Annotated in this window: 19 protein-coding genes and 1 tRNA gene; 12 read left to right on the top strand and 8 right to left on the bottom strand. The window is 50.3% G+C overall.

Annotation, left to right across the window (positions count from 1 at the left end; all coding sequences use genetic code 11):
* Positions 1-94: 94 nt before the first annotated feature.
* Positions 95-168 (bottom strand) — tRNA-Gln (locus A2273_09030).
* Positions 169-346: 178 nt separating this feature from the next.
* On the opposite strand from A2273_09030, the gene A2273_09035 reads away from it, so the two are divergent.
* The 9 genes from A2273_09035 to A2273_09075 all read left to right on the top strand — a co-directional run bounded on the left by A2273_09035 (position 347) and on the right by A2273_09075 (position 9,891).
* On the top strand, positions 347-1,687 hold the full coding sequence (locus A2273_09035; protein ID OGF07068.1) for a 4-aminobutyrate aminotransferase: 1,341 nt from the start codon (positions 347-349) through the stop codon (positions 1,685-1,687).
* A gap of 155 nt (positions 1,688-1,842) precedes the next feature.
* Positions 1,843-3,045 (top strand): ornithine--oxo-acid transaminase, encoded by a 1,203-nt coding sequence (locus tag A2273_09040; protein OGF07069.1) that lies wholly within the window; start codon positions 1,843-1,845, stop codon positions 3,043-3,045.
* A gap of 76 nt (positions 3,046-3,121) precedes the next feature.
* Positions 3,122-4,879, top strand: coding sequence for an indolepyruvate ferredoxin oxidoreductase subunit alpha (locus A2273_09045; GenBank protein OGF07070.1), 1,758 nt, complete (start codon positions 3,122-3,124; stop codon positions 4,877-4,879).
* Positions 4,880-4,890: 11 nt separating this feature from the next.
* Positions 4,891-5,469: an indolepyruvate oxidoreductase subunit beta gene (locus A2273_09050; protein ID OGF07071.1), complete on the top strand. Its 579-nt coding sequence runs from the start codon at positions 4,891-4,893 to the stop codon at positions 5,467-5,469.
* Positions 5,470-5,483: 14 nt separating this feature from the next.
* Positions 5,484-6,230: a hypothetical protein gene (locus A2273_09055; GenBank protein OGF07072.1), complete on the top strand. Its 747-nt coding sequence runs from the start codon at positions 5,484-5,486 to the stop codon at positions 6,228-6,230.
* Between the two features lies 1 nt (position 6,231).
* Positions 6,232-7,482 carry a DNA helicase UvrD gene (locus A2273_09060; protein OGF07073.1) on the top strand — a complete coding sequence of 417 codons (1,251 nt, stop codon included), beginning with the start codon at positions 6,232-6,234 and terminating at the stop codon, positions 7,480-7,482.
* On the top strand, positions 7,482-8,276 hold the full coding sequence (locus tag A2273_09065) for a hypothetical protein (GenBank protein ID OGF07074.1): 795 nt from the start codon (positions 7,482-7,484) through the stop codon (positions 8,274-8,276). The genes A2273_09060 and A2273_09065 overlap by 1 nt, the downstream gene beginning before the upstream one ends.
* Positions 8,273-8,758 carry an HIT family hydrolase gene (locus A2273_09070; GenBank protein OGF07075.1) on the top strand — a complete coding sequence of 162 codons (486 nt, stop codon included), beginning with the start codon at positions 8,273-8,275 and terminating at the stop codon, positions 8,756-8,758. Before A2273_09065 ends, A2273_09070 begins: the two co-directional genes overlap by 4 nt.
* Before the next feature lie 65 nt (positions 8,759-8,823).
* Complete coding sequence (locus A2273_09075; protein OGF07076.1) at positions 8,824-9,891, top strand: tRNA 2-thiouridine(34) synthase MnmA; 1,068 nt, start codon at positions 8,824-8,826, stop codon at positions 9,889-9,891.
* Between the two features lie 42 nt (positions 9,892-9,933).
* Here the strand turns inward: A2273_09075 and A2273_09080 are convergent, their stop codons facing one another.
* Positions 9,934-10,668, bottom strand: a complete 735-nt coding sequence (locus A2273_09080) for a hypothetical protein (GenBank protein ID OGF07077.1) — start codon at positions 10,666-10,668, stop codon at positions 9,934-9,936.
* A gap of 171 nt (positions 10,669-10,839) precedes the next feature.
* A complete protein-coding gene (locus tag A2273_09085; protein ID OGF07078.1) occupies positions 10,840-12,375 on the bottom strand; it encodes a hypothetical protein in 1,536 nt (511 codons plus the stop codon).
* A 154-nt stretch (positions 12,376-12,529) separates the two neighbouring features.
* Here A2273_09085 and A2273_09090 point away from each other — a divergent pair, with 154 nt between their 5' ends.
* Genes A2273_09090 through A2273_09100 form a run of 3 tightly spaced genes read left to right on the top strand, consistent with a single transcriptional unit; the run spans position 12,530 to position 16,474 of the window.
* Entirely contained in the window at positions 12,530-14,662 is a 2,133-nt protein-coding gene (locus A2273_09090) for a hypothetical protein (protein OGF07079.1), read from the top strand.
* 1 nt (position 14,663) lies between these two features.
* Positions 14,664-15,095 carry a two-component system response regulator gene (locus tag A2273_09095; GenBank protein ID OGF07080.1) on the top strand — a complete coding sequence of 144 codons (432 nt, stop codon included), beginning with the start codon at positions 14,664-14,666 and terminating at the stop codon, positions 15,093-15,095.
* 14 nt (positions 15,096-15,109) lie between these two features.
* Entirely contained in the window at positions 15,110-16,474 is a 1,365-nt protein-coding gene (locus A2273_09100; protein OGF07081.1) for a hypothetical protein, read from the top strand.
* Between the two features lie 40 nt (positions 16,475-16,514).
* Here A2273_09100 and A2273_09105 read toward each other — a convergent pair whose 3' ends face one another.
* The 5 genes from A2273_09105 to A2273_09125 form a co-directional block, all read right to left on the bottom strand.
* The gene (locus A2273_09105; GenBank protein ID OGF07082.1) at positions 16,515-17,228 is read right to left on the bottom strand and encodes a hypothetical protein; all 714 of its coding nucleotides are present in this window, start codon (positions 17,226-17,228) and stop codon (positions 16,515-16,517) included.
* Positions 17,225-19,006, bottom strand: coding sequence for a hypothetical protein (locus tag A2273_09110; GenBank protein OGF07083.1), 1,782 nt, complete (start codon positions 19,004-19,006; stop codon positions 17,225-17,227). The genes A2273_09105 and A2273_09110 overlap by 4 nt, the downstream gene beginning before the upstream one ends.
* A 72-nt stretch (positions 19,007-19,078) precedes the next feature.
* Positions 19,079-20,776, bottom strand: a complete 1,698-nt coding sequence (locus tag A2273_09115) for a hypothetical protein (protein OGF07084.1) — start codon at positions 20,774-20,776, stop codon at positions 19,079-19,081.
* A complete protein-coding gene (locus A2273_09120; protein ID OGF07085.1) occupies positions 20,773-21,750 on the bottom strand; it encodes a hypothetical protein in 978 nt (325 codons plus the stop codon). The genes A2273_09115 and A2273_09120 overlap by 4 nt, the downstream gene beginning before the upstream one ends.
* Before the next feature lie 2 nt (positions 21,751-21,752).
* Positions 21,753-22,604: a hypothetical protein gene (locus A2273_09125; GenBank protein ID OGF07086.1), complete on the bottom strand. Its 852-nt coding sequence runs from the start codon at positions 22,602-22,604 to the stop codon at positions 21,753-21,755.
* Positions 22,605-22,673: the final 69 nt, after the last annotated feature.

Consider the following 22,673-nt stretch of genomic DNA (forward strand, 5'->3'; position numbering starts at 1 on the left):
CTTTTCTGTTTACTTTTTGTTGGCTGATCAACAGTATGCAATATTATAAGGAAAAGCAAGGCAACCCATTGGATTACCTTGCTTTATAAAGTGCTGGCTGGGGGACAGGGATTCGAACCCCGATACCATGGTCCAGAGCCATGTGTCCTGCCGTTGGACGATCCCCCAGTATGTGCATGATCAAGAAAAGTAATTATATATCAAATCATGACACTTGTCAATTGAGAAAATCATACTGGGACTATTTAGGATGTCGAATCTGGTGGGTTGACACTAGCCGATAATTCTGTTAAAATATAATGCTTTAGCAAGTAAATTTACAATATCATATAGAAGGGATCCTGCCATGAAAGTATTGAAAAAACCGATATTAAAGGGTGCTTTGCCCGGGCCCAAGGCCAGGGCCATCGTGGAGCGCGACCATAAGTCATTGTCCCCTTCCTACACCCGTTCCTATCCGGCGGTCATCGAAAAGGCCCAGGGCGTCTGGATGACCGATGTGGACGGTAATGTGCTGCTGGATTTCTGCGCTGGCATCGCCGTGAATTCCACCGGGCACTGCCATCCCCAGGTGGTGAAGGCCATCACCGAGCAGGCCAACAAATTCCTACATTACTCTGGAACCGATTTCTATTACTCTCCGGAAGTGGAATTGGCCGAGCGGTTGAACTCCATATCTCCCACTGGTCGGGACAACCGGGTGTTCTTCTGCAACTCCGGGGCCGAGGCGGTCGAAGGGGCCCTGAAGCTGGCCCGCTATTACACCAAGCGTCCCCAGTTCATCGCTTTTATCGGAGCATTTCACGGCCGGACTTTGGGGGCGGTCTCCTGCACCGGCTCCAAGACCACCCAGAAGAAGGGCTTCTTTCCCACCATGCCGGGAGTGACCCACGTGCCCTACCCCAACTGCTATCATTGTGTCTTCAACAAGACCTATCCCGGCTGCAAACTGGAGTGCATCAAATACATCGAAGATGTGGTGCTCAAGACCATCCTTCCTCCCGAGGAAGTGGCGGCCATAGTGTTCGAGCCCATTCAGGGTGAGGGTGGATATGTGGTGCCCCCCAAGGAGGCGGTGGTGGCTCTGCGCAAGCTGGCCGACAAACACGGCATGCTGCTGATCTCCGACGAGATCCAGTCGGGAATGGGGCGGACCGGCAAGTGGTTCGCCATGGAGCATTTCGGGGTAAAGCCCGACATCATCACCATGGCCAAGGGCATAGCCTCAGGGATGCCGATGGGAGCCATCATAGCATCGTCCAAGGTCATGAGCTGGAAACCGGGCGCCCACGGCAACACCTTCAGCGGCAACCCGGTGTGCTGCGCGGCTGGCATCGCCACCTACGAGATCATCAAGAAGGACCTGATGAAGAACTCGGCCGCGGTGGGCAGCTACATGATGGCCGAGCTGAAGAAGATGCAGAAGAAGCACCCGGCCATCGGCGACATCCGCGGCAAGGGGCTGATGATCGGAGTGGAGCTGGTCAAGGACCGCAAGACCCGGGAGAAGGACCACGACCTGATGGAGGCGGTGGTCCAGGAGGCCTTCAAACGCGGCCTGCTGATGCTGGGCTGCGGCACCAACACCCTCAGGATCTGTCCGCCGCTGATCATCACCAAGGAAGAGGCCAAGGTGGGCCTGGAAATCCTGGACCAGGTGCTGAAAAAGGTCGCCAGGAAGAGATAACGGCCGATACAACAGATCATTCAATCCCGGGGGCAGAGTGCCGTTATAATGCAAATGGACTCTGCCCTTCGTTCTAATCTGGGCGCCAAAGAAGCCTCCACCCAATTCTAAAATCAAGCAATAATAAATAAAAATATCTATTACAGGAGAAAAATATGACCAGCAGCAAAGAGCTGATCAGGATCACCGAGAAATACGGGGCCCACAACTACCATCCCCTGCCGGTGGTGATATCCAAAGCCAAGGGCATCTGGGTGTGGGATGTGGAGGGCAAGAAATACCTGGACATGCTTTCCGCCTATTCGGCGGTCAATCAGGGGCATCGCCATCCGGCAGTGCTTAAAGCTTTAAAGGACCAGTTGGAGAGGGTGACCCTCACCAGCCGGGCCTTTCATAACGACAGGCTGGGACCCTTCCTGCAGAAGCTCTGCAAAGTATCGCAGATGGAAGTGGCCCTGCCGATGAACACCGGTGCCGAAGCGGTGGAGACTGCCATCAAGCTGGCCCGCAAATGGGGCTACGAGGTCAAGCGGGTGCCCAAGAACCAGGCCGAGATCATCGTCTGCGCCGAGAATTTTCACGGCCGGACCACCACCATCGTCGGTTTTTCCACCGACCCCGATGCCTATACCGGATTCGGGCCGGCCACCCCGGGGTTCAAGGTCATACCTTATAACGACATCAAGGCCCTGGAGAAGGCCATTACCAAGAATACCGTTGGGTTTTTGGTGGAGCCCATCCAGGGAGAGGCCGGGGTCAAGGTTCCGGCCAAGGGATATCTTACCAAGGTCAAGCAGATCTGTAAAAAGCACAATGTCCTGTTCATCGCCGACGAGGTTCAGACCGGCTTCTGCCGCACCGGAAGGTGGTTCTGTTGGCAGCATGAGAACGCCAAGCCTGATATCATGATCGTGGGCAAGGCCCTGGGCGGGGGAGTGTATCCGGTCTCCGCCATTATCAGCTCCTGGAATATCATGAAGGTCATCAAGCCCGGCCAGCACGGCAGCACCTTCGGAGGCAACCCCCTGGCCTGTGCGGTCGGCACCGCGGCCCTGGAGGTCCTGGCCAAAGAGAGGCTGGATGTAAGATCACAGCAATTGGGCGATTACTTCCGCTCCCAGCTGGCCAAGATCAAGACCAAAAAGATCAAGGATATCAGGGGCAAGGGATTGCTGACCGGGATGGAACTGCATGCCTCGGCCGGAAAGGCCAGGCCCTACTGTCTGAAAATGAAGGAGATGGGGATGCTGGCCAAGGATACCCACGAGCAGACCATCCGTTTTGCCCCGCCGCTGGTGATAACCAAAAAGGAAGTGGACTGGGCGATCAAGGTAATAGCCAAAGCCCTGGAAGGATGATACCCCACGCAGCCCAGGCTCAGGCCTGGGCTGCGTAGTTAATCAAATGCAACTTATTTATCATTGCGGAGACTCTATGAAAATGTTTCTATCGGGAAACGAGGCGGTGGCCCGTGGGGCCTGGGAGGCCGGGGTCAATGTGGTATCGGCCTATCCCGGCACGCCATCCACCGAGATCCTGGAAAATCTGGGGAAATATAAGGAGATCTACGCCGAGCTGGCCACCAATGAAAAGGTGGGGCTGGAGGTGGCGGCCGGGGCCTCCTTTGCCGGGGCCCGGGCCCTGACCTGCATGAAGCATGTGGGATTGAACGTGGCGGCCGATCCGCTGTTCTCCATGGCCTATATCGGGGCCAGGGGAGGTTTGGTGGTGGTCAGCGCCGATGATCCCGGAATGCATTCCTCCCAGAACGAGCAGGACAACCGATATTACGCCAAGATGGCCAAGATCCCCTGTCTGGAGCCGTCGGACAGCCAGGAATGCCTGGAGATGGCCAAGCTGGCCTTCGACCTCTCCGAAAAATTCGACACCCCGGTGTTGTTGCGCTTGACCACCCGCATCTCCCATTCCAAGGGGGTGGTGGAGACCGGGGAAAGGACTGAACACCAGCCCACCGGCTACGTCAAGGATGTGGCCAAGAACATCACCATCCCGGCCCATGCCAGGAAGATGCATGTAAAGGTGGAGGAACGGCTTAAAAAGCTGGCTGAATATGGTGAGCAGTTTTCATATAATAAAGTGGAAAAAGGCGAAAAGAAACTGGGGATAATCACCAGCGGTATTTCCTATCAATATGCCAAGGATGTCTTTCCCAAGGCATCCTTCTTAAAATTATCATTGACATTTCCGCTGCCGATCAGAATGATCTCCGAATTTATCAACTCGGTCGAAGAGATATATGTGATAGAGGAGAACGACACTTTTCTCGAGGAACAGATAAAAGCCGCCGGTTACAAGATCTCCGGCAGCTGCGCCTATGATAAGGAGATCACCGGCAAGGCTAAAATTCCCATCGCAGGGGAGTTGGATCCCACCGTGCTGGCTCGGGCCTTCGGCCTGCAGAAAGAATCTCCCTACAAGCCGTTGGAACTGCCGGCCCGGCCCCCGGTGTTGTGTCCGGGATGTCCCCACCGCGGGGTCTTTTATGCCCTCAATAAGCTCAAGTTGACGGTTACCGGAGACATCGGCTGCTATACCCTGGGCATGATGGAGCCGCTTAATGCCATGGACACCGTGATCTGCATGGGAGGAAGCGTTACTGCGGCCATGGGGTTGGAGAAGGCCCTGGGCCCGGAGATGGCTCAAAAGACCGTGGCGGTGATCGGCGACTCCACCTTCTTTCATTCCGGCATCACCGGGCTGGTGGACATGGTCTACAATAACTCCCAAGGAACGGTCATCATTCTCGACAACCGGATCACCGCCATGACCGGGCACCAGGAGAATCCGGGCACCGGCAAGACCCTGCAGGGACAGGAGGCGCCGATAGTCGAATTGGAGCCGCTGGTCAGGTCTTGCGGAGTAAAGCATGTCCAAATTGTCGATCCGCTGAACTTAAAGCAGACCGAAGCGGCCATCAAAGAAGCCATCAGCAATCCCGGGGTCTCGGTGATCATCGCCAAGTCGCCCTGCATCCTGATAGAGAAGAAATACAAGCCAGCTCTGAAGGTGGATCAGGATAAATGCGTGGGCTGTAAGATCTGCCTGAAACTGGGCTGTCCGGCCATTTCATTTGACAAAGACAAAAAGAAATCGAAGATCGACCCCATGCTCTGCATCGGCTGCGAGGTCTGCGCTTCGCTGTGCCCCAAACAGGCCATGGGTCATAAATAGCAAAAGGAGTAATGATGAAAACGGTGAATATACTCATCTGCGGCGTGGGCGGCCAGGGGGTGCTGCTGGCCGGGGACATCATAGCCGAGACCGCCATCGCCAGCGGGTTCGATGCCAAAAAGAGCGAGGTCCATGGCATGGCCCAGAGGGGCGGCAGCGTGGTCAGCCATGTGCGTTACGGTGACAAGATCAACTCCCCATTGATCCGTGAGGGGGAGGCCGATGTCATCCTGTCGTTCGAGGAAATGGAGACCGCCCGATACCTGCAATTCCTAAAATCCGAAGGTTGCCTTATAATCAACCAACAGCAGGTGATCCCCATGTCGGTGGCCACCGGGAAGGCGGAATATCCGGTCGACATTGTCGAAAAGATCAAACAGCATATTAAGGACACAGTGCTGTGTCCAGGGATGGCGCTGGCCGAAAGGGCCGGCAGTCCCAAGGCCGTCAATACTGTCCTATTAGGGGCACTGGCCAGGAAATTGGAGCTGGCTCCCGAAAAATGGCAGAGTGTCATCTCCCGGAGGGTTCCGGCCAAGACCGTGGAACTGAATAAAAAAGCCTTTGAAACGGGGTACGGTCAGAAATAACAGGCAGGATAAGAGTGAGACCGTTTGGCGATATATCGCCCTACTACGACCTGCTGATGCAGGATGTGGATTATCGAGAATGGACAGATTATATCATGCATTTGGCCCAGCGGGCGGGTATATCCAAAGGCAGTGCCCTGCTGGACCTGGCCTGCGGCACCGGGACATCGGCCCTGCTATTTGCCAAGGCGGGATATAATGTAAAAGGGATGGATCTGTCCCCAGGAATGCTGTATGCTGCCCGGGCCAAAGCAAGAAAATCCGAAGTCAAAATAAAATTCTTTCCGGGTGATATCCGGGATTTTCCTGCCAAAGAGGAGTATTCAATAATTACCTGCCTTTTCGACAGCATGAATTACCTGCTTAAAGAAGAAGATTTCCTTAGCGCCTGCAGCTGTGCCCAGTGCGCCTTGTCCGGGCAGGGGGTGTTCATATTTGATGTTAATACCATCTTTGCCCTCACCAAATATTGGGATCAGCGGCTGGAGGTCAAAGAAGCCGAAGGGATGGTCTCCATTTGGCGGAACAGCTACGACTTCGTCCGCCATTATGCCAATTTGTCCCTGACGCTGTTCATCCCGCGGGAAAGGGGATATAAGAGAATAGATGAATTCCACCAAGAGAAAGCTTTCCCCTTGGACGATGTGAAGTCAATGCTTAAAAAAGCAGGTTTTGGGAAAATAGAGATATTCAAGCATTTGACCCTGAAGCCACCCCAACCCAATACTATCCGGGCCACCATAATCGCCTATAAGAAGTAATATGCGTTTCATCGCCGACCTCCATATACACTCCAAGTACAGCCGGGCCACCAGCCAGGACATGGACCTGGAGCACATAACCGAATGGGCCCAATATAAGGGCCTGGGCCTCTTGGGCAGCGGGGATTTCACCCATCCCGATTGGTTGAAGGAGTTGAGGTTCAAACTGGAATCCAAGGACAACGGAATCTACCATTATCGGGGGGTAGATTTTATGCTGACGGCCGAAGTCTGCAACCTATTCACCAAAGACGGAAAGAGCCGCAAAATACACAACATGATCTTCGCCCCGTCATTCGAGGTGGTGGAACAGATCAACCGGCAGCTTAAACGCCATGCCGATCTTTCCATGGACGGACGGCCCATAGTCAACTTATATGCCTCCCGCTTGGTGGAATTGGTGATGGGCATCTCCCCGGATTGCTTGGTGATCCCGGCCCATATCTGGACCCCGCATTTTTCGCTGTTCGGGGCAAACTTCGGTTTTAACAGCCTGGAGGAATGCTACGAGGATCAAGCCGAGAACATTCATGTGCTGGAGACCGGGCTTTCCTCCGATCCGGCCATGAACTGGCGGCTGAGCGAACTTGACAGGCATTCCCTGATATCAAATTCCGATGCCCACAGCCCTTCAAAACTGGGACGCGAGGCCAATGTTTTCGACTGCGACATGGATTATAAGACCATCTGTCAGGCTTTAAAAAGACAGGATATCTCCCGGTTATTGTATACCATCGAATATTTACCCGAGGAGGGAAAGTACTTCCATGACGGACACCGTAAGTGTCTTTCCCGCCTGACCCCAAAAGAAGCCAGGGACGGCGGTAATGATTGTCCGGTTTGCGGCAAAAAACTGACCATCGGGGTTATGCACCGGATAGAAGAGTTATCTGATAGGCCGCCGGGGATAAAGCCGGCCAACGCCATTCCCTTCAGGCATCTGGTGCCGCTGGAGGAGATAATAGCCATGGCCTTTGGGCTGGGAACCGGAACTCAAACCGTGCTTCATGAGTATCACCAGCTGGTAAAAGCTTTTGGCAATGAGTTCACCGTTTTGCTGGAGGCCACCAAGGCTGAGCTGAACGAAGTGACCAACAACAAAGTAGCCGACGGGATAGTAAGAGTGCGGCAGGGAAAGGTCACCATCACCCCCGGCTATGACGGGGAGTACGGGAAGCTGAACATATTTGACGGGGACCGCCGCCAGAGCCATAAAACAAATGAACCGGAAGAACAGCTGGAGATATTTTGATGGATACCTGGGGAAACAGCAAAGGTGAAAAATGGGTGTTCCTTGATGTGGGGAATGTGATATTTTACGACCTGCCCCTGTTGGCCAGGATCTGGAGATATTTTTATCTGACATTGAAAGAGGGCGGGCTCAGCCTTTCCTTCGAGGAGGTGCTCCGGGAAAGGGAGAAGCTGCTACAGAACAACCCTCCGGAGATGAACCCCAGGAAGATGATCGCCGATAAATATGCCGGGCATATCGACCGGGAAATTGTGGACCGGGCGGTAAATCAATGGCGGTCGGTCTATCCGGGTTCGAATCATCCGGTATCCGGCATATTTGACCTGTTAAAAAGCCTTCAGGAAAATTACAACTTAGGAATAATTGCCAATCAGCCGCCCCTGGCCATGGATGAACTTAAAAAATACCAGCTGGAAGGGTATTTCAAGCACATCATAATCAGCGATATGGTGGGTCTTCACAAGCCGGATCCCGAAATATTCCGGCATGCCGTTGAACTGGCCGGGGCCAGGCCGGAACAATGCCTGATGGTGGGAGACCGGATAGACAATGACGTCCGCCCGGCCAAAATGGTGGGAATGAGGGCCGTCTGGCTGAATATGGACTTCCACCTGATGAATTACCAACCGGCGGACGACTATGAAAGGCTTTATATCGAAAGCTATCTGCGGATAACGGGGATAGACCAGTCTTATAAGGGCTCGGGCTATGAACCCGATGGCGTCATCGCAAGCCTGGGTGAGCTTCCGCGGACAATTGGATCAATAATGACCGAGCAGGAGGTGGCTGGATGAAAAAGCTGTGGGCCCCCTGGCGCATGAAATATATCACCGGTGCCGCTGACAAAAACCAGGCAGGCTGCATTTTCTGCAAAAAATCCAAAAGCAAAGCCGATCATGATAATTACATCCTGCACCGCGGCAATAGGGGGTTCATTATGATGAACATCTTTCCCTACAACAACGGGCATCTGATGATCGCTCCCTACCGTCATGTGGGAGATTTTTCCGCCCTGAACGATGCGGAGCTTCTTGAGATCATGCAGCTGGCGCAGGCTTGCCAGAAGGCCATGACCAAGGTTATGAAACCGCAGGGGTTCAACCTGGGATTCAACCTGGGCCGGGTGGCGGGAGCCGGGATAGAGGATCATGTCCATCTCCATCTGGTTCCGCGCTGGAACGGTGACACCAATTTCATGCCGGTGCTGGCTGATACCAAGGTGGTGTCGGAGGCCCTGGGGGATACTTTTAAAAAACTGAAGAAAGCCCTTAAGTGATGTTAGCAAATGGAGATGAATACGATAAAGACGGACGAAAACATCGGACCTGACGTATTTGTCCGATGTTAAATAATACAAAACAGGCACAAGTGGCGGTGGCTATGTCCGGTGGGGTGGACAGCACCGTGGCCGCAGCCCTGCTGGTGAAAAAAGGCCTCCGGGCCATCGGGCTGACCATGAAGCTTTTTTCTGCATCCGAGGCGCATTCGTCAACCAATTGCTGCGCCAATGAAGCAATAGAGGCGGCCGAAAGGGCGGCATCAAAGCTGGGTATTGAGCATCGGATAATCGATTGCCGCAAAGAATTCAATGAAATGGTGATAGGCAATTTTCTCAGTGAATACGCCAAGGCCCGGACGCCCAATCCCTGCGTAGTATGCAATAAAAGCATCAAATTCGGGCTGCTGATGGAGACAGCCCTGGCTATGGGCTGCACCCATCTGGCTACGGGTCATTATGCCAGGATCTGCAAAAGACAGGATAGGTATATTCTGGCTAAAGCCAAGGATAAGCAGAAGGATCAGTCATATTTTTTATGGATGCTAAGCCAGCGGCAGTTGCAATCAACCATGTTCCCTTTAGGCAATTATGAGAAACAGCAGATCAGGAGAATGGCCGCGGCCCTTGGCCTTGAGGCGGCAGATAAACCGGAGAGCCAAGAAATATGCTTTATTCCCCAGGGGCATTACAGTCAGTATCTGAAAAATAAAATGGATGTCCCCGGTGGGGACATAGTTGACAGTAGTGGGAAAATCATTGGCCGTCACCAAGGAATAGCCAACTATACCATAGGGCAACGGGAGGGGCTGGGGATAGCATTGGGAAAACCGCAATATGTAATAGGCCTTGATCCATTAAAGAATCGGGTGATTATAGGGGACGACCAATACCTTTATAAGGATATCATGGATGTTGAGACTGTGAATTGGTCTATCAAAATTCCCAGCCGTCAGATAAAGGCTGAGGTAAAAATCAGGAACCAACATAAAGGCTCACCTGCCTTTATCAAGCCTGCCGGCGGGCGATCGGTTCAAATAAGATTTATAAAAAGCCAAAGGGCCATCAGCCCGGGCCAGTCCGCGGTATTCTACCGGGGAGATCTGCTTCTGGGGGGCGGGTTGATAAAATAAAAGGTTCGGTCAACTTGACCGAACCTTTTTGAATACTCCCGGTTACTCTCCCCCGGGAACCATCCCCTTGAACATATCCTTGAATCCGGCCTTCTTTTCGCTCTTGCCGATCACAAACAAAGCGTCGTCCACCCCTTTGTTGATATCGACCGACTTCACTATGATGGTTGAAATGGGCTGTTTGTCCTTCTCGTAGAACAGCTCGGTTTTGAACGGCATCACCCAATTGCCGATCACCTTGCGAAAATCGGAATAAAGGGCGAAGGCTTTTTTCTTCTTTTCAACCGTCATTTCAGCCTTGACCTGCACCAGATTATCGGCATCTATCCAAATTCTGTCAAAGGGGACCTGATCTTCCTTTTGGCCTGAAACATACTCTATGATATAACAATTTCGATCGCCGATCTTTTCTGTTCCGGTGATCTTGCCGTTCTTGACCAGGTCCGCCCACCATTTCCAGGATCTGTCCTTTTGGTATTTTGCCTGATCCTTTTCGGAGAGCTTCTTTTTGCCCATGAAGGGGGCTATCATCCACATATCGGTGCCGTCGAAAAGTATTGTGGTCTCCATTTTCATGCCCTTCTCCTGGCTGGCATTAACCTTAGTGTCCAGCCTGAATTTATCCCCCTTGTAGCAATAGGTGGCATCGCTTATAATGTTGCCATCTTTGCTGACCAGGGTTATTTCCTGAACCATGGTCATATCCTTGATCTGCCTCTCCAGCTTGCCGTAGCGGTCCTGGAACTTTTGGGCCAGTTGGGAAATATCTTGCGCCAAAACATGCGTTGCGGTGAGGGCTGCCAGTGTGGTCGTTAGGACGGGTAACAGTAAATTGTATCGCATGGCTTACTCCATTTGTTATTTGTTTGCAATCTTATTGATCATGTCGTTGTGATAATATATATTATTTTTGATCAAAACGCAACAGCTTATTTCAACATACTCCTGTTAGAAATTAACCCGGCAAATATATATTTGGGGTGAATCGGATATAACAATCTGTCCGGGTATTTCCCGGATGTCTTCAAGGCTGGGCAGGAAGGGCTTGTAGACCTTTTGTTTGAAAAATATCAAAAAACTACCGTTCCTGCTGCCCGGCGCATTCCCCGGGACGGCTGATTTTACCAGACTGGAAAGCTGGTTATTGTTTAAAAGGGAGGGCTCCTTGCCGGTCAGGGCATATAAAAGCTCTGGATCGTTTGTCAAAAAAGCGCCATCTTTCGGCAATTCATCCAGAATTTGTATGGAATCCATTTTGTGCCAATTGAATCGTTGGTAGGCATCCCATTTAACGGAATTGGTCCGATCTACTCCCCACCAGATCCCAAAGGCGGTGGAGGAGGTTATCCAAAATACAACGATCGTTGCTAAAAATAGATTCATTTGAATTGGTTTTGAAAACAAGGGAAACATAAGCAGCAGCAGGACGTAGGCCGGAGACAGTATCCGGTAATCGAGCATGATGGCGGGATCTAAAAAAAGGATAGAGGCAAACAGGGAGATGATGTATGAAGCCAAGCATAAAAGAATAAAAAGGTGTGATTTCGAAAATTTTGACAATAACCGTTTCTGGGACATGGCAGTTATTTGAGGGGCCCAATATTTAAACAAAAGGAACAAGATCAAGAAAAAAGAAATAAATCTTACATAACCCAAATAATTCATATCTACTTCAAACATCAGCCACCACAAGATCGTCTGAAGGCCCTTAAGTAGGGATAATTTGACCAGCGGATAAACATCGAATGACCGGTCGGCAGCGGAAGAGGTGTAATGGATATTTCTTGCAACCCAGAGCATCAAACCGGAAAAGGAGACAAGAATAAAAGAAATAACCCGAAGCAAAGTTGTTTTATTTGCTCCGGCCCTGAATGAAACAAGAAATATAAGTACGGATATTATGAAGGCAACGCCGATATATCGGGAGAGGGCGGCCAGGCCCAAGAAAAATCCCGAGAGTAAAAGTACTGGAAATGTCCCCCTCTCTGCGTAACGCATAACGCACCAAATCGCAAGCAGTATAAGCGAAATAAAAAGAGGTTCGGAAACGGCCATCATGTGAAGCAAAAGCAAATGGGTGGAAAAAAGGAAAAGCAAAGAGGTGATAACTGCAGCGCATCTCCACTTGGTCAGCATTGAGGAAAGAAGGCCGGTTAAAAAAATATTGGATCCAAAAAGGAGAGCATTCAGCCATCTTGATGCAACCAGTATGTCAAAACCAAGTTTGTCGGCAAAAGCCAGCATCAGGGGATATAGCGGGGGAAAGTGGGTCATGGGTTTCAGCTGCCCGTTGGCGGACCATTCGCTCAGCCCTGCGCCGCGGGAATAATTCAGGGCCGAAGACAGGTATACCGTGGAGTCGTTATTTATGGCGACACCCCACCGGGTAAGCCAGAGAATGATAAATAACCCGGCAAAGGAAGCCAGTGGCAGGAAATAGAACGGGAAAATAGCCGGGCAATATTTGTCGGTTCTATAAAGCATGACCAATGATAATATATTTCAGCTCGGGAATACAAGCCCAAAATCCATGGATCATTTGCACAAGCAAATAAATATATTTATGACTTGAAATTATGATATATAAATTGTATAGTTATTGCAACGAAGATGGTATAAGCGTATTATGGTTACGCGTTTGAAGAACATATGGGACGATTTTGTCAGTAGCGGGCTGGGCGAAGAGATTGACCGCACCTATTTAAGGAGGGTCAAGTTTGCCAATGCCCTTTCTTTTTTGGGGGTCCTGACCCTGCTGGGATTTGGTGCCGCCAGGATGATTTCGGGAGATTACCCGATAGGTTTGGCTGACCTGGCAGTAGGGATCTTCATGGTGTTGAACCTGATCTTTCTCAGGTTAAGTAAAAAGGTAATGTTGGCAAGCTCACTGGGCATCGGCTGTCTGCTGGTCCTGATCTTGTTCCTTTATGTCTCCGGGGGTGTGAACCGGACCGGGATCTACTGGATATATTTTTTCCCGGTTGTTTCGTTTTTTTTATACGGGATGAGGGGGGGTCTCATCTGGATGGCAATTTTATATATCTCTATTTTGGGTCTGCAGGTAGCGGCACGTGCTGGGGGTATTCCCATGGCCTACGATGCTGGCACGAGCACACATATGCTGGCCAGCCTTTTGATGGAATCCGCACTGGTTTGTTACTATGCCAAGGTGATGGAGAACGAAGAAAAAGTTGTGGTGGCACATAATGCGAAGCTGCGGGAGACCAGCCAAATAATACAGAACGAAATGTCCCAAAGGAAGAAAGCGGAGGATGAACTGCTCAGGATCAGTCAGGCGGTAAGAAGTTCCAGTGACGCCATTGCCATTGAAGATGTCGATGGTACGCATTTATATCACAATAAGGCCTTTTACAACCTTTTTAATTATTCAATTTCAGGTCTCAATGCATATGGGGGGTTTGCCAATTTGTTCAACGACCCGTCCCTGGGAAGGTCCATCCTGGAAGTGGTGAAAACAGGAGGTTCTTGGACCGGGGAGGTGGAGGTCAAGAAGAAGGATGCTGGCACTGTCCAAACCTACCTGAGAATAAATGCCATCAATGACCACGGCGGCAAAACCATCGGCAGCGTATTCATATATACCGATGTAAGCGAAAGGAAGAAATGGGAAAATGCCCTGGTCGCAAGCGAAGAGAGATTTCGAAAGGTGATCGCTTCGATAAGTGATCATATATACATGACGAATTATTCAGCGGATGGCAAGCCGATTAACGGCTATATTTCTCCGAACGTGGAAAAGCTGACGGGATATCCTTATTCCCGGTTCCTTGAGGATTGGGGATTTTGGGCAAATGACCTCATACATCCAGAGGATCGGGCTGCCGCCAGTGTCCAGGTGGAGAATTTTAAGAAGGGGTGGGACAGCCAGGTGGAGTACCGCATTATCCGGAGTGACGGGAATACCATCTGGATAAGGGACAGCGGGCGGGTGGAGAAGCAAAACGGCAATATTACGGTTTATGGGGTGGTCAGCGATATCTCCGCCAATAAATATCAGGAGGAGATTAAGGAGACCCTGCTTGAAGAACTGCAGAAAGCCAACCGGGAGTTGGCGGAATTTGCCTATATAGTCTCCCATGACTTAAAAGCTCCGCTGCGGGCCATATCCTCGCTGGCTCAATGGCTGAGCGAAGATTACCGGGATATTCTGGATGAAGCGGGGAAGGAAAAAGTGGGACTTCTCCTGGGACGCACCAAAAGAATGCATAACCTGATCGAAGGAGTACTGGCCTATTCCCGTTTGGGGCGCATGAAACCGACCATGTGCCGGATAGACAGCCACGAAGAGACCAGGCAGATAATCGATCTTCTGTCACCGCCCGGACATATAAAAATAACCATCGTTGGAAAGCTCCCGACAATAGTATGCGACAGGATCCACTTTAACCAGGTTATGCAGAATCTGCTAAGCAACGCCATAAAATATAGCGATAAGGAATGTGGTTTGATAACCATCTCCTGCCGGCAGTACCAAGGGTATTGGGAGTACCTGGTCTCGGATAACGGTCTGGGGATCGAGGAACAGCATTTTGACAGGATCTTCAAAATATTCCAAAGTCTTAAATCAAGGGATGAATTTGAATCTACCGGCATTGGGTTGACCATCGTCAAGAAGATAGTCGAATATTATGGCGGAACCATTAAATTGACCTCGCAGCTCGGCAAGGGAAGCGAATTCCGGTTCACTATCCCCGGTAACCTGCAGCCGGAGCCCGGGGATAGCGCTAAACAATTATTGGGAGGACAATAAAATGAGGGATAACATTCCGGTCCTTTTGGTTGATGACGACCAGGTCGATATCATGACCGTCCAAAGGGCATTCAAGGTCAACAATATAGTCAACCCCCTTAAAATAACGGGAAACGGCCGGGAGGCGCTGGACTACTTGAAGCGGGAGGGAAAATATAAAAATCCCCAAGCCTCTCCCCGTCCCGGCATAATCCTGCTGGACTTAAACATGCCCATTATGAACGGGATTGAATTCCTGAAAATCGCCAAAGCCGACAGCGAATTGAGAAAAATCCCGGTAATAGTACTAACGACCTCTAAAGAAGAAAACGACAGGGTGGAAAGTTTCAATTTGAGCGTGGCGGGATACATCATCAAGCCTGTCGAGTTTGAAAAGTTTGTCGAGGCGGTAAGGGTGCTTAACCTGTACTGGACCCTGAGCGAATTACCGTAACAGGAAGGTGTTTTATGGAATTAGATAAACTGAGGATACTTCTCCTGGACGATGATGAGGTCGACAGGATGGCCATAAGCCGTTATATTCAAAAGGAGGACCTGCCGTATGAAGTAGAGATGGTCACTTCGATATCGGAGGCCCGCCAAAAATTAAGGGACAATGAATATGACCTGGCCTTGCTGGATTATCTGTTGCCTGACGGGAAAGGCCTGGATCTCTTAAAAACGGCGAAGGGGGTCCCCGTGATATTTGTGACCGGAAGCGGCGACGAGAACATAGCAGTGCAGGCTTTGCGAGGCGGAGCATATGATTACCTGATAAAAGACCCGGAAAGGAACTATCTGATAGTGCTGCCGGCGACTATAAACAATGTCATGGAAAGAAAAAAGGCCGAGAGTGCTCTTAAGGAAAGCGAGATCAAACACCGGGTTCTTTTGAATTGCATCAAAACGCCGATACTGGCCCTAAAGGAGGATATCACCATATTCTACTGCAACGATACTTACGCAGAATTCGTAAAACTGTCCATTGAACAGCTGGAGGGCAGGAAATTAATTGAAGTTTTTCCCAGAATTAACGGTTCAGAAACCTATAAAGCCTACCTTGATGTCTTGCAGACCGGCAAGACCATGGTGGTTGAGGGCAAATATGAAAATCGTTATTTGAGCTCCAGCATCTATCGTACTCCCTGGGGGATCCTGGCAGTGGCCGAGGACATAACCGAACGCAAAGCTGCCCAGGAGGCGCTGGTTAAGGCAAATGAGGGACTGGAAAGGCGGGTGGCGGAGAGGACGGTTGAATTGGCCAGGGCCAACGATGAATTGCAAAGAAGCTACAATGATACAATTATTGCCATCACCGCCGCCATGGACGCCAAGGATTCGTATACCAGGGGCCATTCGGAAAGGGTCAGAGATATAGCCATGTGCATTGGCGATAAACTCGGCCTCCCGGCAGAATCTCTTAAAAAACTTTCCTATGCGGCCCTGTTGCACGATATCGGCAAGATAGGGGTCAGCGATCTGCTTCTTACCAAAAAGGGCGGATTGACAAAGGAGGAATATGAGGAGGTCAAGATGCATCCGGTGATTGGCGGAAGGCTGGTCGGTGAGATCGAACTTTTAAAGGACGTTGCCCCGATAATTTCCGCCCACCATGAACATTTTGATGGCAGTGGATATCCGAAGGGGCTGAGAGGCCAGGAGATCCCCATTGAAGCCAGGATAATCGGAGTGGCCGATGCTTATGAATCCATGATATCGGATCGGCCGTATAGGAAGGCATACGAAATGAAGGAGGTGATAAAAAGACTCGACCAAGCCTCCGGGACCCAACTCGATCCGTTGATGGTTGAAAAATTAAAAGAGACCATCTGAGGCGGAAAACAAAAGCGCCCCGTTTTTTACGGGGCGCTTTTCAATAGATTTTTTCCAAGGCTTCTTTATTTAACCAGCCTCCGGCTCCTCCCGGTAGTTGTACCAAGACAAAATCATTTCGTTTATCCTTTATCAGAACTTCGGTGCCGTCGTGCAACAGGAGGATCTGCTTGAATTCATCGCCGGGGCCGCTTAGCGCACTTACCTCGGGAACTACGACTACTGCCGGCAGGGTGTTTTTTTCATTTTGCCAGAGCGAGAAAGAAAGTAAGAGATAAAAGAAAACAAAGCCGGATATAAAGACAAAGATCAGAATCTTGCCCTTGCGGGACAATATATAAAAAGAAATAAAAAGTGATAGCAAACCAAAAGAAACGATGGAAAACCAGAATGATTCACTGTTTGAAAACCAGTGGAATAAAATATACAGATACCGCTCGATGGGGCCCCGGCCAGTGAGAATCTTATCCACCCTGTAGTTTCTGGCATACACCAGGTTATTGTTTATATCGGCATCTCTGGGCTCAAGAAAATATGCCCGGCGATAATTTACGATCGCCTTTCCAATCTGCCCACTCTTGAAATAAGCATTACCAAGATTATAAAACAGATATGGAGAGTTAACCTTATCCAAGGCATTGCTGTACGCCTCGATGGCTGCAGGATAATTGCCAACCCGATAAAGCTCGTTTCCCCGATTGTATGAATCAACCGGTGCAAATCCTAATACAGCCATAATGATCAATTCCATCATAATCTGCTAAACACCTCCTTGGCTTTTTCCAGCATGCCTGGCGGATCCATTTCCGAGGCGGAAGAGGGCGAGAATCGAACCCGGTCGCAAGCGTCCATCAATGCCAAGATATCGGATAAAATATCATCAGGAACGCCATTTCTTGATAATTCTTGGTGTATCTGTTCCTTGGTTCTGGCTCCCATATCCATATTGTAACGATCGCCGATAAAGCCAAAAACGGCTTGCGAAAGGGAGGAGTAGAAATTACTCAAATCGTTAACCTTAAGGCATTTTTCGGAAATTTGCAGCCGTTTTTTAACCAATCCGTTTGATCTGTGTTTGCGAGCATAGCCCCTGTCGGTTGACAGCCGGTCAATATGACCCCGATACCAGAATGCTGATAAGATTGTTGCCGGGAACAGTAAATATAAAAGCCAGGCTAATTTTGGAATTTCGAGAGATGCATTTTTTAAGACGGATGCGTCGGGCTTGATATAGTTGATATCCGTTCCCAATACCTTCAGGCCGGTAGCTTCCACCAGCGGGGTGTTTTGATTACAGCCCGAAACAGAGCATTCAAGCGGCTGGGTCTGGATGGTATGGTAGCTTTTGTCGGCTGGGTCAAAATAAGCCAGCTTTACCGCTGGTATGACATACTTGCCGTCGGATTGGGGAATTATTGGAAAGGTGAAGGTCTTGCTGCCCTTGATGACATCCCCGGAAACATGGATGTTTTCTTTCACTTCGGGGTCCATTATCTTGAGGCCTGATATGGCGGTTATGGCCGGTTTTCCCACCAAGCGTATGTTCCCGGTGCCGGTTATCTTGACGCTAAGGTTTATTGGTTCATTTCCGGTAGCAGTATTTCTATCCAAAGAAGCCTGAATGGAGAATTTGCCGACCCCGCCGGTGAATTCAGCCGGTTTATCACCTGGCAGGGGTAGGGCCGTGATGGTGATGGATTTGGACTCAATTTTAACGGCTTTGCTGTTTCCAAAGAAATCAAAAAAATCACGGGAAGCTAGGACTATGGCAATGTCAAGCGTCATAGGACTTACGGCCAGCTCTCCGCTGGACATGGGAAACAAGGCCGCTTTTTTTAGTATCATATATTGATACTGTTTGCCGTCAAGAGTCTTTTGCTGCCAACTGAGCTTTTCAGCATCGAACACTTTTTCCGGCCAGAAGCCATTGAAAGTCGGCATTTCTGCGATGCGGGCATCCGATATCTGAAAACGATTGTAAAGAGTAAAATCCACCATCACCTGTTCGCCGACATATACCGTCTTTCTGCTGGCAGCGGCAGAAAGGAAAAGGTTCCCCTCGATGGGTATATTTGGTTGCGCGGCCGATGCACGTCCCGATGGTGCCGGCTGGGCTCTGGCAGTGGAGGATTTTACCACCTCGATCTCAATGGGCTGGGAGCGGTATTCCTGATCCTTGTATTTTATCAGACAGGGGCCGATGCTCAGTTTGCCTAATTTTTTGGCGCTCAGGTAATAGATGTAATTGACGGAAGCCTGCTTGGACATTTTGCCGTTGATAAACTGGATATTGGTGGACTGGGATGATGAACTGCCCAGCAGGTTGAAGTCAGGCATATCCGGCAGTTCCGGCTTGGGAACGCTGGTCATGTCCTGCCCCTGAACGGTTACGGTGAGAGTGAACTGATCGCCCAGCCCCACGGTGGACTGGTCCACCGTGGCGTTGAATTCAATTTCGGCGGCATCAACCAGAGAAATGCTCAGGACGCTCAGAAGGGATATCAGAATATATTTCAGTTTTAAGTCGGCCATTATTAAAAAATCAATTATTATTTAAGCCCGGATACCCATCTGCATGGGAATGGCATTGTGATTATAGCCATTTTACCAGTCTTTGTCCACCTTTTCCGGCTGGGCAGGCTGCTCCTTCTGCTTTTTCATGTTCTCCTTCTCCTTGTTTTGGAGCGCCTGCATGATGCGGTCAGCTTCATCTTTATTCATCTGCCCTTTTTGGGGCTGTGGTTTAGGTTGTTGAGCCTGCTGTTGTTTTTGGTCTTGGTTTTGTTGCTGTTTTTGCTGTTGATCCTGCTTCGGATGATTTTGGTCTTGCTTGGTGGAATCGCTTTGAGATTGTTGTTGTTCTTTTTGCTTCAAGCAAAATTCCAAATTCTGTTTGGCTTTTATGTCATTGGGGTTCAGAAGGAGAGATGATACATAGCTGTTGATGGCTTCATCGAGTTTATTTTCTTTAAACTGGCAGTTCCCGATATTATAAAAGGATTTGGCCTGAAAGATTTTGTCCTTGGTCAGCAAGCCCAGTTGAAATTCGGATATGGCTTCGGGATATTTCTGCAGTTTGTACAAGGCCCGGCCGATATTATAATGTATCTTCTCGTTATCCGGCTCCCGAACCAAGGCTTCCTGGTATTTCTCCAGGGCCTGATCGATATTCCCCTTATTTAGGGCTTTATTGCCGGCCCTCATGTTCGAACCGACTTCGGCGTTTGCGGAGGAAGAATGTAAAATACAGAAGGTAAAAAATATAAGGAATAACTTGAAGCGGGACATTCCCACAGTCGGAAACCATTCGCCACGGCGGTCGCTTATAAAAAGGCCCAGAAAAATGAATATGAACGAGATCACCAGGAAATACTGATACCGTTCCACATAATCCACATACTCCCCGCCATCCAATTCCCTCTTTTTCAGGCCCTCCAGCTCGAAGACCAGATTATTCACATTGAACCCCTCGGCCCGGTAATAACGTCCGTCGGTGGCCTTGGCCATTACCAGCAGCAGGCGTTCGGCCAGCCGGGAGACTACGATCTTGTCTTCGCTGTCCTTCTTATAGGAAACCAAATTGCCTCTGGAATCGGTCTCGGGGATGGTGGAGCCCTGCAAGGTTCCGATGCCAATTATGTAAAGCCGGATGCCAAGCTCAGCGGCCTGCTTTACGGCGGCCATGGGGTCGCCCTCGAGATTATCGCCATCAGTGACCAGTATCAGCGCCTTTGAGGTTCCCTGCTTGGGGTTGAACAGCGCACCCGATACTTCCACCGCTCTTTGAATATTAGTGCCCGGCTTGGGAATGTTGTTGGGCTCGATGATATCCAGGAACAGCTTGGCCGCCTCGACATCGGATGTCAGGGGACACATAACATAACAATCTCCGGCAAAGGCGGTGATGGCCACCTGGTTGGTGCTCAGATTGTCCAACAACGAGGAGGCCTGCATCTTGGCCCACCCCAGGCGCGAAGGTTTTATATCCTGGGAATTCATGCTCTTGGATGCATCCAGGCAAAGCACTATGTCGATGCCGCGCCCCTTGTATATCTGAAGCTTTTCACCCCATTTGGGGCGGGCCAGGCCGAGGATCAGGAACATCAGTCCCATGGTCAACAGGGCCGACTTAATCCACCAAAGTTTGGCATTGAGCGTATCCGCCAATTGCGGAACCAGATGGGCATCGGCCAAGGCCCTGAAAGATCGTTTTTTCATGGCATAAGCCACAAATATCCCCAGGATCAGCAGGGGGAGGGAGAACAATAAATACAGGTATTGTGAAGCGGCCCACTTGATCATGGCAGCCTCCGGAGCAGGGTGAATGATAAAATCAGGTTCAGCAGAAAAAACACCAAAGCAGCCAGCATGAATATTCCGGCCTTTTCGGAATATACGGTATGGCGGGTTACTTTGTAAGTAGTGGGTTCCATGCGGTCGATCTCGTCGTAAATCAGCTTTAATGCTTCGGCATCGCTGGCCAGGAACGACTGTCCACCGGTCAGCCGGGATATCTCCTCCAGGGCGGCCATGTCCAGATCGAGCTGGACATGGGCATAGCGGCGGCCGAAGACAGGGTCGTCGACCGGGAACGGCACCGGGCCCTTGGAGCCAACGCCAACGCTGTAGATCTTAATCCCATAGATCTGGGCCAATTTTGCCGCCGTCAGGGGATCAACCTCTCCGACGTTGTTCAAGCCGTCGGTCAACAGCACTATGATCCGACTCTTTGATTTGGAATCCTTCAGACGGCCCACCGCCGAGGCCAGGCCCATTCCGATGGCCGTCCCATCGGCCACCAAGCCGAAGTCGATGCGGTCGATCAGATCGGCTAGAATCTTTTTATCCGAGGTCAGCGGGCATTGGGTGAGGGACTGCCCGGCGAAGACCACCAGACCGATCCGATCTCCCTTTCTCTTACCAATGAACTCCTTGGCCCGTTGCTTGGCCACGAACAACCGGTTCTTGGGGCTGAAATCCTCGGCCTGCATGGTTCCGGAGACGTCCAGGCACAGCATGATATCGATGCCTTTGTCTTCGATCTCCTCATACACCCGGCCTTTTTGAGGGCGAGCCAGGGCGATGATCATGAAGAACAAAGCAGCAATGCTCAAAACAAAGGAGGCGTGCCTGATATATCTGCCTGAACCGGGATTCTTTTTAAAGAAATCAGTGTTGGAAAATCTCACTGCGGCGGTCCGTTTCTTTAATTCCAGCCAGATCAGGCCAACCAGAGGGATCAGCAGCAGCAGATATAAAGGGGAAGCAAAACGCATGTCTAATTCCTACCCTTCTTGTTATCATCGATCCCTTTGGGCTTTTCTTCGGGAGTGGTCTTTTGCACCAGTTCTTTGGCCTGCTGCAGGGCTTGGTCGATCTCCTGATAGGTGGGGATCAGCTTGGCGTATTTTACCCGGTCGGCTTTGTTCAAAAAAACGCCGAATTCTTCCCGATATGGGATCTTGTTTGCTTTGAGATCATTAATTATCTCGGTGGTGGTCTGTTCTACCGCATTGAATTCGAACCGCCGTTCGAGGTATCTCTTTACTATCTCGGAAAGGGCGTAATAGTATCTCTGGACCTGCCCTTTATTGATCCATTCCTTAAAAGGCAGGCTGTTCAGGGAATTCATGGCCTCGACCCAGGGGGACAGGGGAGCCTGGGCCAGTTCTTTCAGTTTCTTCAGCTGCAGGTATAATCGATACCCCAAATATCCGAGTATTGACAACAGTATAATTATTCCCGGGATCAGCCACAGCCAGTGATTGGGAAATTTAACCTCGGGCTTGATATCGTTGATGTCGGACATTTTTTCCGGCATGACGCTGGATATATTGACTTTTAGGGTATCGCTATAAAGGGTGTCGACGCTGTCTTTGGCGCTGATCAGAAACTTGAAGCGGGGAAGGGACAATTCGCCGGTCCTGAAGCCGGCCATTTTCAACCGGTAGGAATTTGTATTGAATCCCTTGTGGCTTTTGGTCTTCACCTTCTGATCGATGACCAGAAATGAACCGGTGGAATCGGCAATTGGTCCCAATGGTTTGGCGGTGTTGGAGTAATTGACGTCTATCACCAATTCAAAAGGGGTGCCCACTGAAAGTTTACGGGCAATGACCTTGGTGCTCAAAGATGGCTGTCCCTGCAGTTGGGAGGCTATAAGGATAGTTAATAATATTTGATGCATAAAAGTACTGTT

It is taken from the genome of Candidatus Edwardsbacteria bacterium RifOxyA12_full_54_48, from assembly GCA_001777915.1.
In the GTDB taxonomy this organism is placed as follows: Bacteria; Edwardsbacteria; AC1; order AC1; family EtOH8; genus UBA2226.

Excerpts from the sequence above, each read along its gene's own strand:
- A2273_09035 (OGF07068.1), top strand. The coding sequence starts at position 347 with ATGAAAGTATTGAAAAAACCGATATTAAAGGGTGCTTTGCCCGGGCCC.
- A2273_09040 (OGF07069.1), top strand. The coding sequence starts at position 1,843 with ATGACCAGCAGCAAAGAGCTGATCAGGATCACCGAGAAATACGGGGCC.
- A2273_09045 (OGF07070.1), top strand. The coding sequence starts at position 3,122 with ATGAAAATGTTTCTATCGGGAAACGAGGCGGTGGCCCGTGGGGCCTGG.
- A2273_09050 (OGF07071.1), top strand. The coding sequence starts at position 4,891 with ATGATGAAAACGGTGAATATACTCATCTGCGGCGTGGGCGGCCAGGGG.
- A2273_09060 (OGF07073.1), top strand. The coding sequence starts at position 6,232 with ATGCGTTTCATCGCCGACCTCCATATACACTCCAAGTACAGCCGGGCC.
- A2273_09065 (OGF07074.1), top strand. The coding sequence starts at position 7,482 with ATGGATACCTGGGGAAACAGCAAAGGTGAAAAATGGGTGTTCCTTGAT.
- A2273_09070 (OGF07075.1), top strand. The coding sequence starts at position 8,273 with ATGAAAAAGCTGTGGGCCCCCTGGCGCATGAAATATATCACCGGTGCC.
- A2273_09075 (OGF07076.1), top strand. The coding sequence starts at position 8,824 with ATGTTAAATAATACAAAACAGGCACAAGTGGCGGTGGCTATGTCCGGT.
- A2273_09085 (OGF07078.1), bottom strand. The coding sequence starts at position 12,375 with ATGCTTTATAGAACCGACAAATATTGCCCGGCTATTTTCCCGTTCTAT.
- A2273_09095 (OGF07080.1), top strand. The coding sequence starts at position 14,664 with ATGAGGGATAACATTCCGGTCCTTTTGGTTGATGACGACCAGGTCGAT.
- A2273_09100 (OGF07081.1), top strand. The coding sequence starts at position 15,110 with ATGGAATTAGATAAACTGAGGATACTTCTCCTGGACGATGATGAGGTC.
- A2273_09105 (OGF07082.1), bottom strand. The coding sequence starts at position 17,228 with ATGATGGAATTGATCATTATGGCTGTATTAGGATTTGCACCGGTTGAT.
- A2273_09110 (OGF07083.1), bottom strand. The coding sequence starts at position 19,006 with ATGGCCGACTTAAAACTGAAATATATTCTGATATCCCTTCTGAGCGTC.
- A2273_09115 (OGF07084.1), bottom strand. The coding sequence starts at position 20,776 with ATGATCAAGTGGGCCGCTTCACAATACCTGTATTTATTGTTCTCCCTC.
- A2273_09120 (OGF07085.1), bottom strand. The coding sequence starts at position 21,750 with ATGCGTTTTGCTTCCCCTTTATATCTGCTGCTGCTGATCCCTCTGGTT.